Here is a 13,762-nt window from a genome sequence, read left to right as displayed (position 1 = left end):
GGGCGACTCTGTGAATAAAGCGTTAATAATATGCCGAAACCCGGCAGTTCATGCATTCAGCTATGCATAGATATGTATTTTCAGGATTTTTGAGGGGCTACCAAAACGTTGGAAAATATGCCTGTCGGCGTCAATAAAGATGCATCTGGAATATAATTCAGTGGCGCTGCATGGGCGACCTATAAGAGGGATATCGGTATGGTGCGTCCATGACGCACCAACAGGTGAAAAGGGCTCCTTTCTGATTGCCTTGGTAATAACGAAATATGCCATGAATTTGCAGCACCGAAATAAGCGGCCATCGTTCGGTTGCTGGCCAATCTGATCCGCCGGGTGGTACGCGGGGAGCGGGTTGTTTCGGATTGGTTCACATTCTCCGACGTCCTGCTCGGCGATAAGGCGATAAGAGTGCCTTGAGGAGGAAAGATGCTCAGCGGGTTGAGTGTGAGCTGCGACAGAAGCGGCGGTGACCTGACGAGCCCTTCCCGCGCCACAAAATGCCGCCATGGCTGCACTCCCCGGGCGTTATATGGACACGGGGGCTGGGGGATATGGCGCATCATCTTGAAAAACTATCGCCTAACTGATTGTTTAAAAAATAGAAATGATCGAAGAGAGCAGCCGCTTGTCATTTTGTCGTAGCCGCCCGGCAACACAATGAATAACGGGAGCTGATATGCAATATGTTGCTTTTTTGATCGCCTGTTGATGGTGGTGTTGGTATGGTCATCAAAGGGTCTGCCGGATAGCGCACAGGGTCCGGCACTCAACTGCCAGGAAGTTGGCCAGCGCGATCGTAATGCGATCGCCCTTACCTGATGGTGGAGGACTTATGTTGGGTTTTGTTCTGGGTGATATGTACTGTCAAGGGGGCTCGCACTCCTTGCCCCCCAAGCTGGGGAAACACTTCCCCATTCCCCTTGGTTATCAACTACATGGCCGCGTGTCGGCCGCCATCATGACCATAGAGACTCTGCTCAATACCCCCTATCCACAAAAGCGGTATCGGGAGCTGATCTATGGGGCCTATCTCGAGCGCCAGCGTCTCCTGTTTGCCGAGCACGTCATCGTGGCCCGGCTGGAAGGAGACGAGGGACTGGCGCTCTCCATCGACCTCTCTTTTATCGCCACCGCAGTGCCTGTCGGTCTGATCGCCATCTCCGAGGAGCTGGCGCTGCTGACGGCGCCGCGTCCCAAGAAGGCTCACCCTCACTACGAGGTGCTGTGCAAGGTGATCGACTGTGTGGTGATGCTGATGTTCTATGGCAAGGTGATCCGCCAGCGCAATGCGGTGCTGGAAGACATAGGCCACCAGTTTGGCTATCACCCGGCGCCCGATCTGACGGCGCCGATTGGCAAGGGGGAGGGGGACGATTACGAGGCTTTCATGGTCAATATTCTCACCTGCATCGCCCACTCGGGCTCCTTCAAGGAGGCGCTGGAGAACGGGGCCAGGATGGGGATACGGGAGCCCGCCTTTTTCTGCATCGTCGGCGCCATTGCCAGCACTCTCTGGGGAGTGCCCAAGTTGTGGGCCTACCAGGCCTCACAGCTGATCAATCGCTCTCACCCCTACTATATCCAGAACCTGATGCGCTGTGAGGCGCGCGCCGGCCTCAGTCAGGTCAATCTGGTGGCCCCCAGGCCGTCCCCGTTTGTCTGGCTGTGGCAACAGGTTGCTCGCCTGTTCAAGGACGCCGCTTAGGGAATCCTGATATCGAGCCCTGTGCTTATGCAGGATAGAGGGCGCCCAGCACGGCGGGGCGGCTGGCGCCGGTGACGGCGGGCAGGTTGCCGGGCAGGCGATGGATAAAGCGCTGCGCCAGCCAGGCGAAGGCGGCCCCCTCTACCCAGTCCGGGGCGATGCCCAGCTCGTCGGTGGTGGTGATGCGCCACCCTGGCAAGAGCGCCGCAAGTTCCGCCAGCAGCGGGCCGTGATGGGCGCCGCCGCCACAGACAAACAGTTCGCCGTGCTCGGCCACTCCCTCAAGGACTGGCAGCTGACTGGCGATGCTGTGGCAGGTCAGTGCCTGCAGGGTGCGCTGCACATCGGCAGGGTCGTAAGCCTGATCCGCCAGGGCCTCGTCCAGCCAGGCCAGGGTAAACATCTCGCGCCCCGTGCTTTTGGGCCAGGGGGCGGTGAAGTAGGGGTGAGCAAGCAGCTGCGCGAGCAGCTCGGGGATAAGAGTGCCACTGGCCGCCCAGCGGCCGCCCGCGTCATAGTCGCCCCCGTGCGGGTGATGGCGGCGATACCAGCCATCGAGCAGGGTGTTGGCGGGGCCGGTATCAAAACCGTATACCCCGTCGGCGTCGCCCGGTAACACAGAGATATTGGCGATGCCGCCAAGGTTCAGCACCACCCGCAGGGCGCCGGGGCTGGCGAAGCGTGCCTGATGGAAGGCGGGCACCAGCGGGGCGCCCTGGCCACCGAGGGCCATGTCCATGGTACGAAAATCGGCCACCACATCGATACCGGTGAGGGCAGCCAGGAGCGCCCCGTTGCCGATCTGCAGGGTAAACCCGAGCTGTGGGCGATGGCGGATGGTCTGGCCATGGGAGCCGATGGCGCGGATATCGGCAGGGGTCAGCCCGGCCTTGGCGAGCAGGGCACGGGTGGCGGCGGCAAATTCCCGCGCCACCAGGTTGTCGGCGACGCCCATGCGATCTATCTCGTTCTCGCCCGGGGTGCAGAGGGCATGCAGCTCGCGGGCAACCGGTGCCGGCCAGGGGTGGCAGAGCGCCGCCTCGACCTTAAGCCGCTCCCCGTCGATGGCCAGCAGCACGGCATCTATCCCGTCCATGCTGGTACCCGACATCAACCCGATATAGCGCTCACTCATGACATCTCCTTGTATGACGGAAAACCTGGTCAGGGGTTACAGAGAGGAGAGGGTGACACATGATGCTGGGGCCAGCTCCGGTGCCCGACATTGGCCCTGTATCACGCTCGATCATCTCGTCTCCCCGTGTGTCGCCTTCGGTCATATATCAAAGGCGCCAGATAAAAGTCCGGGGGCCATGCCCCCGTCGTTACTGTTAGTTGTCATCCGGCGGTAATGACCCGCCCGAGGCTCAATTGCCGCGGTTGCTTCGCTTGTTCTGGGCCAGCTGGATCTCGGAGCTGTCCAGCTTGGCCAACTGCGGCGTCGCCAGTTTTTTGAAGTTGGCGAGCTCGCGCCCGGTGAGTGTCTCTGCCTGGGGCAGGGTGAGGGTACGCGGATTCTTGTGCACGCCGCCCACCACGAATTCATAGTGCAGGTGCGGACCCGTTACGCGGCCCGTGCCCCCCAGAGTACCTATGGTCTGCCCCTGTTTCACCCGCTGCCCCTTGTTGACGGTGCGCTTGGTGAGGTGCAGGTACTTGGTCACATAATTGCCCGCATGCTTGATGAAGACATAGTTGCCGTTGAACTGGTTGTAGCCGGCGGCCACCACGTTGCCTGAGCCCGCCGCCATGATGGGGGTACCCACAGGCGCCACATAGTCGATGCCGTTGTGGGGGCGGATTTTGCCGGTTACCGGATGGAGGCGGCGCGGGTTGAAGTTGGAGCTGATGTATTTGAAGTTGACCGGCGCGCGCAGGAAGCTCTTGCGCATCGCCTTGCCCTGGGGCGTGTAGTAGTTGCCATCGTCATGGAGGACGGCGCGGTAGATCTCGCCCTGATTGATGAATTCGGCGGCCAGAATATCGCCAGAGGCAACCCGCTCGTCGTCGCGGAATTTCTCCTCATAGACCACCCGGAAGCTGTCCCCCGGCTGCAGATCCTGGGCAAAGTCGATGTCCCAGCCGAAGATGGCGGCCAGATCCATGATCTGATCCTCTGTCATGCCCGCCTCGACTGCAGCGCCCCAGAAGCTGGAACGGATCTCCCCCTTGCTGACCAGCTCTCGGGTATCGAGGGCCATTTTGACGTTGCGGGCCACGAAGGTGTCATCCTGACGGCTCACCTTGAGGGCCTGCTCCAGGCTATGGGGGTAATAGAGGCTGTGCAGCTCACCGTTCTGGGTGAGCTTGAAGGTGAGCTCCTGGCCCGGCTGCAGCATGCGCAGCGGGTTGCTGCCCTCAAGCTGATCGATAAGGTGCAGATCCGTGGTGCTAAGGCCGAGGCGCTGGAAGATGATCCCCATGTTGTCGCCCCGGCGAACCTTGACCTGCTTGGTGATATAGGTCGGTTTGGGCGGGGTGACCGGCTGCTCTACTTGTGCAGTCAGCTCGGCAGGAGTGGGGGCCTCGTCGGTTTGCTCGCTCATGGCAATCTCGTTGCCGTTGTCATCGACCCGGGTGGCGACGGCCTGTTCACTGGGCCAGGCGATCAGCATCATGGTCAGGATGCTCAGGATAAGCACCATCTTGCGATGCCAGTGGGGAAGAGAATTGAAGGCGTGCCAAATAACCATGGAAGTTGATGCAGTCGAGCAGAATGGGAGGATCTTACAGCCTTTCCAATTGGCCCGCCATTCCAGTAATATGTCTGGCCCTGTGGAATCGTGATTGGAGTGTCAAAAAATGTCCCAGCTCGAGGTGGCGCTAGCCGAGATCAAGCGCGGAGCGGAAGAAATTCTGGTTGAAGAAGAACTGGTTGCCAAGTTGAAGGAAGGGCGCCCCCTGCGCATCAAGTTGGGTATGGACCCGACCGCTCCCGACATTCACCTGGGTCATACCGTGATCCTCAACAAGCTGAAGACCTTCCAGGATCTGGGTCACGAGATCATCCTGCTGATCGGCGATTTCACCGCCATGGTGGGGGATCCCTCCGGCAAGAACACTACCCGTCCGCCGCTCTCCGAAGAGGCCATCAAGCACAACGCCCTCACCTATGCGGAGCAGGCGTTCAAGATCCTCGATCCCAAGAAGACCCGCATCGAGTACAACTCCAGCTGGCTGGGTGAGCTGGGCGCGACCGGCATGATCAAGCTGGCGGCCAAGCAGACCGTGGCCCGCATGATGGAACGCGACGACTTCAAAAAGCGCTACAGCAACGGCCAATCCATCGCCATCCACGAATTCCTCTATCCGCTGCTGCAAGGCTATGACTCGGTTGCCCTGAAGGCGGACGTCGAGCTCGGCGGTACCGACCAGAAGTTCAACCTGCTGATGGGCCGCGAGCTGCAAAAGGATGCCGGCATGGCCGCCCAGTGCGTGCTGATGATGCCGCTGCTGGTGGGTCTGGACGGCGTCAAGAAGATGTCCAAGTCCGCAGGCAACTACATCGGCGTGCACGACGCCCCGGGCGAGATGTTCGGCAAGATCATGTCCATCACCGACGATCTGATGTGGAACTACTACGAGCTGCTCTCCTTCCGTCCGCTCGCCGAGATTGAAGAGTTCAAGGCCGGCATCGCCGCCGGTACCCTGAACCCGCGCGACGTCAAGATCTGGCTGGCGAAAGAGATCATCACTCGCTATCACGACGAGGCGGCGGCCGAGGCGGCCCACGAAGATTTCACCCAGCGTTTCTCCAAGAACGCCATTCCGGACGAGATGCCGGAGGTCGAACTGGCGCTGGAAGGGGAAGGGCTGGCGATTGCCAACTTGCTCAAAGACGCCGAGCTGGTTGCCACCACCTCAGAGGCGTTGCGCATGATCAAGCAGGGCGCGGTCAAGGTTGACGGCGAGAAGCTGGAAGATGGCAAGGCGCTTATTGGTGCCGGCACTGCCGTCTACCAGGTCGGCAAGCGCAAGTTTGCCCGGGTGACCGTTAAATAAGCAGTGACTTGAACACCGCTGCCATGAAAAAGCTTCCCTTGCGGAGGCTTTTTTGTATCTGCCATTCGCGGTCTTTGCCGAGCGTCAGCGGGCCAGCTCGACGGTGCGGGCCGCCGTTGCCACAGCCCGGCGCTGGCGGGGTTTGGGGGCACAGGCACGCTTGAGGCGCAGCCACTCGCGCCACAGCAGCCAGCACAGCGGCGGAGTGAGCAGCAGCACGGTGGCGGGCTGGGCCATCAGTACCCCGTCTTTGCCCCACATCAGCGGCAGCAGGAAGATGAACGGCAGCAGCAATACCGTTTTGGCGATCGAGATGATCAGCGCCTGGCGGGTGCGCGCCATGGATTGCAGCAGCACTATGCCGAACATGATGACCCCCTCCAGCGGAATCGCCCCCAGGTTGAGCAGCAGGCTGCTGACCGCGGCATCGATGAGTTCGGGATCCTCCCTGCCGGTATAGAGCATGGCCACTTGCCGGGGCAGCAGCTGGATGGTGAGCCACACCAGCATGCCGTAGATAAGGGTGAACTTGAGGCCCATCTCCATCAGGTACTTGAGATTGCGATGACGCCTGGCCCCCGCTGCCTGGCTGATGAGGGGCTGGATGCCGAAGGCGAGCCCTTGCAGGATCACGATAAAGACCGCCTCGGTATAGCCGGCCACGGTAAAACCCGCCAGATCCTTCACGTTGCCATGCACCATCAGCTGGCTGTTGTGCAGCATCAGCAGCAGTCCCAAGTTGAACTGGGCGATGAGGCTCGGCAGGCCGGTAAAGAGCAGGTTCGGCATGGCGGGAAGATGGGGCACCAGATCACGCCAGCCCAGCCGCAGTCTGGCATAGGGGGTAAAGAAGTAGCCAAGACCGATGAGGCTCACTGTCCCCTCCGCCATCAGGGTGGCCTGGGCGGTGCCGGTCAGGCCCAGCTCCAGTTTGGCCACCATCACATAGTTGAGGAGGATGTTGAGCACGGCGCCGGCGCTCACCAGCACCATGGCGAGCTTGGGGCGCCCGTCGTTGCGCAGCAGATAGGGCACCGCCAGGTTGCTGGCCAGCAGCAGGGTACCGCCACCGATCCAGTAGAGGTAATCGCTGGCCTGTTGCCAGGTTTCGGTGCCCTGCTCTATGCCAAGCCCCAGCAATATCTCCGTGTGGGTGTAATAGAGCAGCACGGGAGCGGTCACCCCCAGCACCAGCAGCAGCCAGAGGGCATTGACCAGCGCCTGGCGCGCCAGCGGGATGTTCTTCGCCCCCTGCTGGAAGGAGATGGCGGTGGCCGCCCCCATGCTGATCATGGCGGCGAGACCGATCAGCACCATGATGACGGGGTAGACCAGGTTGATGCCGGCAAGGCCGGCGGCACCGACAAAATGGCCGACGAAGATGCCGTCGATGAGGTAATAGGCACCGGATACCAGCATGGCGAGGATCGAGGGGAGGGCATAGGCCCAGAAGCGGCGGGTCATTGCCCGTTGCCGCAATGTGAAATAGGCAGACATATCTGTTCTCTTGCGGAGTTCGATTATCGAGCAGACAGTCTAGATTAATTCTTTTTTGGTGATAATCCGGGTTTTACTTGATGAATTGCTGAGTATTACTCATTAATTCAGGATTTTGATAGTGCGCCTTGAGCATGTCGATCAGGATGCGCAACCCGCTGCCCAGCTGGTGCCGGCTGGGATAGAAGAGATAGAAGCCGGCAAAGGTGGGGCTCCAGGGCTCCAGTACCGTGACAAGCTTGCCCTGAGCCACCTTCTGGGTCACCTCTTCTTCCAGGCAATAGGCCAGCCCCAGCCCCGCCTCGGCCGCCCCCAGATAGAGGGCAGGGGTGCTGGTGGTGAGCGGCCCCGTCACCTCTATCTCCAGCAGGTTGCCATCGGCGGCGAAGGCCCAGCGGTAGTGATGATGAGGGGTGAGGCGATAGCCGATGCAGGCGTGACGGCTAAGCTCGCTCGGGTGCTCCGGCATGCCGTGCTGCGCCAGATAGGCGGGGGATCCCACCACCAGATAGCGCTGGGGCGGGCCCAAGGGGATGGCGATCATCTCCTTGGGCAACAGATCCCCGTAAAAGAGGGCGGCGTCATAGCCATCCTCGATCATCCGCGGCATCAGCTCCTGCTCCACCACCTCCACCTGCATTTTGGGGTAGCGCCCCAGATAGTCGATGAGTACCGGCGCCAGCAGGCTGTCGATGGCGCTGCGCGGGGCGCAGATCTTGAGCCGTCCCACCGGTTCGTCGCTATTGCGGGCCAGTTCGCTGAGGGCCTCTTCCAGGGTATTGAGGGTGGGCAGCAGCTGCTTGAGCAGGCGTTGTCCCGCTTCGGTCGGCACCACGGCGCGAGTGCTGCGATTGAGCAGGCGCACCCCCAGCCGCTCTTCCATACCTTTCAGACTGTGGCTCAGGGCTGAGGCAGAGACACCCAGCTCAAGGGCTGCCTTGCTGAAACTGCGGTGGCGGGCGACGGCGGCAAACACCGCCAGTTCGGCGAGATCGGTACGGGTAATGGTCATCGGCAATCCACGAAGAGGTGTGGCTCACAAGGGTACGCCAAGGGGGAGCGGGGCACAATCCACAGCAAAAGACAGGATGTTGCCGAAAAGTAACGGCTAAAAATGGGGTGAAAATGCCAAATGAAATTTGAATTGTTAAAAAAAATTCAAGGCAAGGCATCTCTAATGTGATCTTGGTCGGTCGAAAGGCGACTCGAATCAAACTTTGGTTGATTAATTCAAAAAAACGCTGTGATTGATAGGGTCTTTTAATTACAGTCATTCCATCGAGAGCGTCTCTTGTTTCCAGATTGTTAATCTGGGCTGATTTGGACCTCAATGGCTATGTTTCGCAGCACCGATTGTTGCGGTCTTGTTGTCACAAGGAGTGATGACCTGATTGCCGGGGTGTACGTGATGAATTGCAAGCATGGACGACCGCTGTTCCAGGGATGAGGAGCCGGGCCAAGGCCCGAATGAACAACAAGAATCCCTTTTCCTAGATGACAGGAACAACATATGTCTGACATGAATATTGCAGCTGATGGTCTTGTAGCCAGCAAGGCTTCCCGTGGCCTCAACAAGGCCGATGTGGTCTGGATGCTGGGTCTGTACGGTACCGCCATCGGTGCCGGTGTGCTCTTCCTGCCGATCAACGCCGGTGTCGGCGGTCTGTGGCCGCTGGTGGCCATGCTGATCCTGGCCCTGCCGCTGACCTTTTTCGCCCACCGTGGTCTGACCCGTTTCGTGCTGTCCGGTTCCACCCGTGATGGCGACATCACCGAAGTGGTGGAAGAGCACTTCGGCAAGACTGCAGGCAAGTTCATCACCCTGCTCTACTTCTTCGCCATCTACCCGATCCTGCTGATGTACTCCGTGGCCATCACCAACACGGTCGAGAGCCTGATGGTGCACCAACTGGGCATGACGCCGCCCCCGCGCGTCCTGCTCTCCCTGGGTCTGATCCTCGGCCTGATGGCGATCGTTCGCCTCGGTGGCGACGTGATCGTCAAGGCGATGAGCGTGCTGGTATTCCCGTTCGTGATCACTCTGATGGGCCTGGCGCTCTACCTGATCCCGCACTGGAACGGTGCCATCATCACCGAAGCGCCGGCACTGTCCGAAGCCTTCAGCGGTGACTTCATCAAGACCCTGTGGCTGGCGATCCCGGTAATGGTGTTCTCCTTCAACCACTCCCCGATCATCTCCTCCTTCGCGGTGGACAACAAGGGTCGCTACGGTGAAGGTGCCGAGAAGAAGTGCAGCAACATCCTGCTGGGCGCCCACGTCATGATGGTGATGACAGTGATGTTCTTCGTGTTCAGCTGCGTACTGAGCCTCTCCCCGGCTGACCTGGCGGCTGCCAAGGAGCAGAACATCTCCATCCTGTCCTACCTGGCCAACCACTTCGACAACCCGGTTATCGCCACCGTGGCACCGCTGATCGCCATGGTTGCCATCAGCAAATCCTTCCTGGGTCACTACCTGGGTGCGCAAGAGGGCATGAACGGCCTGATGGCCAAGGCGCTGCGCGAGAAGGGCAAGAAGGTTGACACCAAGCAGCTGAACAAGATCACCGCGGTGTTCATGATCCTGACCACCTGGGCCATCGCCACCATCAACCCGAGCATCCTCGGCATGATTGAAGACCTGGGCGGCCCCATCATCGCGATGCTGCTGTTCCTGATGCCGATGTATGCCGTCGCCAAGGTACCTGCCATGCGCAAGTACGCCGGCAACATCAGCAACGGCTTCGTGACCATCATTGGCCTGATCGCCATGTCCGGCATCATCTACAAGCTGATTGCCTGATAACACAGATCAATCAGTTGAAAGAGAAAGCCGCCTCGCAAGAGGCGGCTTTTTTGTTTTTCGAGCTTGAGCGATGCGCCGTGCAACAGAGCGGGCCGCGCCTGTATTCCCTTCTCACGGATGGCGCGGTTCTCCTCGAGTTCCTTCCCCATTGACGCTTTTTGAGTGATCAGTCGACAAGCCTTGGCCATATGGCGCCAAAAGGCTTAACAAAGGGGCGGGGGAGGCCTAACATGGCTGGACATTTTTTGAATCGGGACAAAAGGATATGTCTGCGTTGAAGAAGGATCTCGGGCTCTGGCAGGGGATGGGGCTGCTCGCCACCTCCCTGCTCGGCACCGGTATCTTTGTGGTACCGGCGACTGCGGCGTCGCTGGCGGGTGGGGCCTCGCTCTGGGCCTGGTTGCTGCTGATTGCGCTGGTGCTGCCCATCGCCTTTACCTTCGCCCGCCTCGGGCGCCGTTATCCCCATGCCGGTGGGGCGCCGCACCTGATAGGGCTCGCTTTTGGCAATGGCGCCGAGCGTTTCTCCGCCTTCCTGTTTCTGGCGGTGCTGCCGGTGGGGCTGCCCGCCGCCCTGATTATCGCCGCCGGGTTCTGGCACGCCCTGTTTGACATGGGGGAGTGGACCCTGTGGGGCATCCAGCTGCTCACTCTGCTCGGCGTCTTTCTGCTCGGGCTGCGGGGGGCGCGCTCCTCCGGCAACCTGCAGCTGCTGATCGCCCTGGCCATTTTGGGGCTCACCCTGCTTATCTGGTTCAAGGGGGATCTGAGCTGGCGTGACGCGACCCAGCCGTTGCCGGCCGCCAGTGAGTGGCCCGCCATGGGCACGGCGCTGGCGGTGATGTTCTGGTGTTTCGTCGGGCTGGAAGCCTTCGCCCATATGGGGGAGGAGTTCAAGCGGCCGGAGCGGGATTATCCCCTTGCCCTGCTCGGTGGCGTGCTGCTGGCGGGGCTCATCTACTGGATCCACTCGCTGGTGGTACTGAAATATGGCCTCTATGGGGACGAGGCGAAGAATGCCACTGCCATCCCCTCCCTGCTGGCCCTGCTGTTTGGTCCCACCGCCAAGTGGCTGGTGGCGATCCTTGGCTACCTCTCCTGTTTTGCCAGCATCAACATCTATCTGCAGGGCTTTGCCCGGCTGATCTGGAGCATGGCGCGCGAAGGCAAGCTGCCTGCCTCCCTGTCCCGCCTCACCGCCCGGGGCGCCCCCTTGCTGGCGCTCAGCTGGGTGCTCGCCATCTGCCTGCTCTCCATCACCCTGATCATCTGGCTGAAGCTGCCGCTGGATGAATTGATCCGCTACGCCAACGGCAACTTCGTGCTGGTCTATCTGCTCTGCATGGCGGCGGGCTGGCGTCTGCTCGGCGGGGTGGGCAAGGGGTTGGCGGGGCTCAGCGTGCTGCTTTGCGCCGCCGTGCTGGTGGCACTCGCTTCCGAGGTGCTCTATGCAGTGGTGCTGAGTGCAGGCTACGGCCTCTTCTCCCTGTGGCACCGTCATCTGCGCCGTAGCCGCGAACGGGACATGCTCGCCGTCTGCAAGTAAAAGCTCATGGATAAAGGGCAGAACAAGCCTCCGCTACACGGGGGCTTTTGTTTTTCATATGGATACTGACTTGCTCGCCAGCCCGCTAAAACCCCCGTGCCGGATCAATTCAGAGGCGATTTGTCGCCAAAAAAAGTGGGATCTATCTCTCGTTTTGCTTAAAGTGATTCTCCCCGTTCGCCAAGTTCGGGGTGCCCGCAAGGATGCCATCCAGACGTAACAGGATGGTCTGGCCAGACTGACTCCCGATTATCTTCACGGTTCCCCAACGCTGTCACCCGGTGTGACGGCTGCCTGTGCCGTTTCGTCAGTATCGGCCTTACGTCGCTCTCATCGTGCATCGTCTTCATCTGCAGTGAGTGAACCATGAGCGAATCGATTTTTGAGATCCATGACTGGACCCTGAGGGTGGATGACAACATGTTGTCGCGCCCCGAGCGGGAGGTCTACCTCGAGCCCAGACTGGTCAATCTGTTGCGGTTTCTGGCGTGCAATGCCGGCACCGTGTTTGGTCGTGACGCCCTGATCAACGAAGTATGGGAGGGCGCCGAGGTCACCGATCAGGTGGTTACCCAGTCCATCTTCGAGTTGCGCAAGATCCTCAAAGATGGCCGCACTGATGCGGCCGACTATATCGTGACCGTGCCCAAGCGCGGCTACAAGCTGGTGGCGCCGGTGCGCGTGCAGCAGGTGATCGGTCTGGTGATGGCGGACGAATTGCCGGCCGCCAGCCAGACGGACGGTGAGCCGGACAGCATCGACAAGGTGGCGGATGAGACGGCGCAGAATGTGACTCCCTTCCCGGCCGGCCCGCTGACCCGCGCCATCTCCACCCATGGCAAGGACGGTCGCAGCCGCTGGAAGATGGCGAGCTTCGATATCTTCGTCGCCCTGGTGCTGGTCGCCATCGTTAGCATGCTCAGCTATCAGCATGCCGCTCCCCAGGTGCACACCATGCTGGATCCGGATCTGCTGGTGTTTCGCTTCCACGCCGGTCTGGATGGCAACAACCAGGATGTGCGCCTCGCCGACGGCATCACCCGCACCCTGATGGGAGAGGTGGCGGCCGCCACGCCGCTGCGGGTGCAGTATGGGGCTACCCGGTTGATTGGGGGGATCAGGCCCGGCAAGGAGCTGAGCGTGCGGGTCTCCCGCCAGCCGAGAGGTGCCTATCTGGATCTGGAGTATCGCAACCTCAATACCAACCGGGTGTTGTTCAGCCACCAGTATCTGTTCAGTCGCGACAACGTTCACGAGGTACTGCAGGCGAGCAGCCGGGATCTGCTGCAGGTGCTCGAACAGCCACAGGCGCAGCCGGGCATGGGCTGGCCCACAGATGCGGGTTCCCTGATCGCCATGATGGAGGCTCGCTACTACACCAACAGCCGCGACCCGGTGGCGCTGAAGCAGGGGGTCGACCTGCTCGACAAATCCCTGGCCAGCCAGCCGGATCAGCCCCTGCTGCTGGCGGAGCGTTATCTGGCCGGTGAAGTGCTGGCGACGCTCACGGGTGAACCCGAGAGCGACCCTCTGCAGGAGATTGGCGATCATCTGGCCCATGTGGTACAGCTCCAGAGCGGCACCTTGCCCGCCCGGGTCTGGGAGGCACTGAGCCTGAGAGCCATCCTGAATGGCCAGCAGCAACAGGCAGGCGAGCTGCTGGCGCAGGCCGCCGGTCGGGGCCGCTCCGTGCTCTATTACATACTGCAGGGCAAGCTGGCCGAGCTGGATGGCCGCCCCGAGGCGGCGGGGGATGCCTACAGTCACGCCTTTCTGATGGAGGCCACCGAGCAGACCTATCTGCTCTGCCAGCAACTCGGTTTCTACAGCAATATGGAGACCCTGACCCCGGCGCTGTTCAATACCCTGGGCCAGAGCAAGGTAAAGCTGTTCTGAGTGCCTGCACAAACCGGCTGACCGCCACTCAGGTCAGTCGTGAAGGCCGCCTGCGGGCGGCCTTTTGCTTGTCTGGCGTCCGCTATTCAGGAATGGCTGCAAGAGTCGCTCGCAGACCGGATGGTGTGTTAGCTTGCCCTTATCCTTTTCCTCCCTTTCTCCTCTCCATGACGCAGCCCGGTCGGGTTGCGACTGGCCACTCTTGTCCCGTTGCTGCCTCTCTATCCTGAGCGACTGCGCGCTTTCTTCTGCCTTTGTGCCTTGGGATGGTTTGTCCGGTGCACCACCTTTCACGTTTGCGGTTGTCGTC

At 60.7% G+C, this 13,762-nt stretch carries 9 protein-coding genes; 5 read left to right on the top strand and 4 right to left on the bottom strand.

From position 1 onward, the window contains the following. Positions 1-832: 832 nt before the first annotated feature. Positions 833-1,705 carry a hypothetical protein gene (locus tag LA321_RS01260; RefSeq protein ID WP_042073140.1) on the top strand — a complete coding sequence of 291 codons (873 nt, stop codon included), beginning with the start codon at positions 833-835 and terminating at the stop codon, positions 1,703-1,705. A gap of 25 nt (positions 1,706-1,730) precedes the next feature. Here the strand turns inward: LA321_RS01260 and LA321_RS01255 are convergent, their stop codons facing one another. Further along, positions 1,731-2,840: an anhydro-N-acetylmuramic acid kinase gene (locus LA321_RS01255; protein ID WP_042073139.1), complete on the bottom strand. Its 1,110-nt coding sequence runs from the start codon at positions 2,838-2,840 to the stop codon at positions 1,731-1,733. A 232-nt stretch (positions 2,841-3,072) separates the two neighbouring features. After that, positions 3,073-4,398, bottom strand: a complete 1,326-nt coding sequence (locus tag LA321_RS01250) for a peptidoglycan DD-metalloendopeptidase family protein (RefSeq protein WP_042073137.1) — start codon at positions 4,396-4,398, stop codon at positions 3,073-3,075. Positions 4,399-4,507: 109 nt separating this feature from the next. Here LA321_RS01250 and tyrS point away from each other — a divergent pair, with 109 nt between their 5' ends. Further along, complete coding sequence (gene tyrS, locus LA321_RS01245; protein WP_042073136.1) at positions 4,508-5,707, top strand: tyrosine--tRNA ligase; 1,200 nt, start codon at positions 4,508-4,510, stop codon at positions 5,705-5,707. Between the two features lie 84 nt (positions 5,708-5,791). Here the strand turns inward: tyrS and LA321_RS01240 are convergent, their stop codons facing one another. After that, positions 5,792-7,204: an MATE family efflux transporter gene (locus LA321_RS01240; protein WP_042073134.1), complete on the bottom strand. Its 1,413-nt coding sequence runs from the start codon at positions 7,202-7,204 to the stop codon at positions 5,792-5,794. A gap of 73 nt (positions 7,205-7,277) precedes the next feature. Beyond that, a complete protein-coding gene (locus tag LA321_RS01235; RefSeq protein ID WP_042073131.1) occupies positions 7,278-8,216 on the bottom strand; it encodes a LysR family transcriptional regulator in 939 nt (312 codons plus the stop codon). A gap of 498 nt (positions 8,217-8,714) precedes the next feature. Between LA321_RS01235 and LA321_RS01230 the strand changes: the two genes are divergently transcribed. The 3 genes from LA321_RS01230 (at position 8,715) to cadC (ending at position 13,452) form a co-directional block, all read left to right on the top strand. Further along, positions 8,715-10,007, top strand: a complete 1,293-nt coding sequence (locus LA321_RS01230; protein ID WP_026456090.1) for an HAAAP family serine/threonine permease — start codon at positions 8,715-8,717, stop codon at positions 10,005-10,007. Between the two features lie 268 nt (positions 10,008-10,275). Then, positions 10,276-11,556: an L-methionine/branched-chain amino acid transporter gene (gene yjeH / locus LA321_RS01225; protein ID WP_042073130.1), complete on the top strand. Its 1,281-nt coding sequence runs from the start codon at positions 10,276-10,278 to the stop codon at positions 11,554-11,556. Positions 11,557-11,922: 366 nt separating this feature from the next. Further along, positions 11,923-13,452 (top strand): lysine decarboxylation/transport transcriptional activator CadC, encoded by a 1,530-nt coding sequence (gene cadC, locus LA321_RS01220; RefSeq protein WP_042073128.1) that lies wholly within the window; start codon positions 11,923-11,925, stop codon positions 13,450-13,452. Positions 13,453-13,762: the final 310 nt, after the last annotated feature.

The organism is Aeromonas enteropelogenes, from assembly GCF_020097295.1.
Taxonomy (GTDB): Bacteria; Pseudomonadota; Gammaproteobacteria; order Enterobacterales; family Aeromonadaceae; genus Aeromonas; species Aeromonas enteropelogenes.
Note: the sequence above shows the minus strand (reverse complement) of the source record. Positions and strands in the feature narration are given on the sequence as shown.

Bases quoted from the DNA above. Each gene is read 5' to 3' on its own strand.
- LA321_RS01260 (WP_042073140.1), top strand. From the start codon at position 833: ATGTTGGGTTTTGTTCTGGGTGATATGTACTGTCAAGGGGGCTCGCAC.
- LA321_RS01255 (WP_042073139.1), bottom strand. From the start codon at position 2,840: ATGAGTGAGCGCTATATCGGGTTGATGTCGGGTACCAGCATGGACGGG.
- LA321_RS01250 (WP_042073137.1), bottom strand. From the start codon at position 4,398: ATGGTTATTTGGCACGCCTTCAATTCTCTTCCCCACTGGCATCGCAAG.
- tyrS (WP_042073136.1), top strand. From the start codon at position 4,508: ATGTCCCAGCTCGAGGTGGCGCTAGCCGAGATCAAGCGCGGAGCGGAA.
- LA321_RS01240 (WP_042073134.1), bottom strand. From the start codon at position 7,204: ATGTCTGCCTATTTCACATTGCGGCAACGGGCAATGACCCGCCGCTTC.
- LA321_RS01235 (WP_042073131.1), bottom strand. From the start codon at position 8,216: ATGACCATTACCCGTACCGATCTCGCCGAACTGGCGGTGTTTGCCGCC.
- LA321_RS01230 (WP_026456090.1), top strand. From the start codon at position 8,715: ATGTCTGACATGAATATTGCAGCTGATGGTCTTGTAGCCAGCAAGGCT.
- yjeH (WP_042073130.1), top strand. From the start codon at position 10,276: ATGTCTGCGTTGAAGAAGGATCTCGGGCTCTGGCAGGGGATGGGGCTG.
- cadC (WP_042073128.1), top strand. From the start codon at position 11,923: ATGAGCGAATCGATTTTTGAGATCCATGACTGGACCCTGAGGGTGGAT.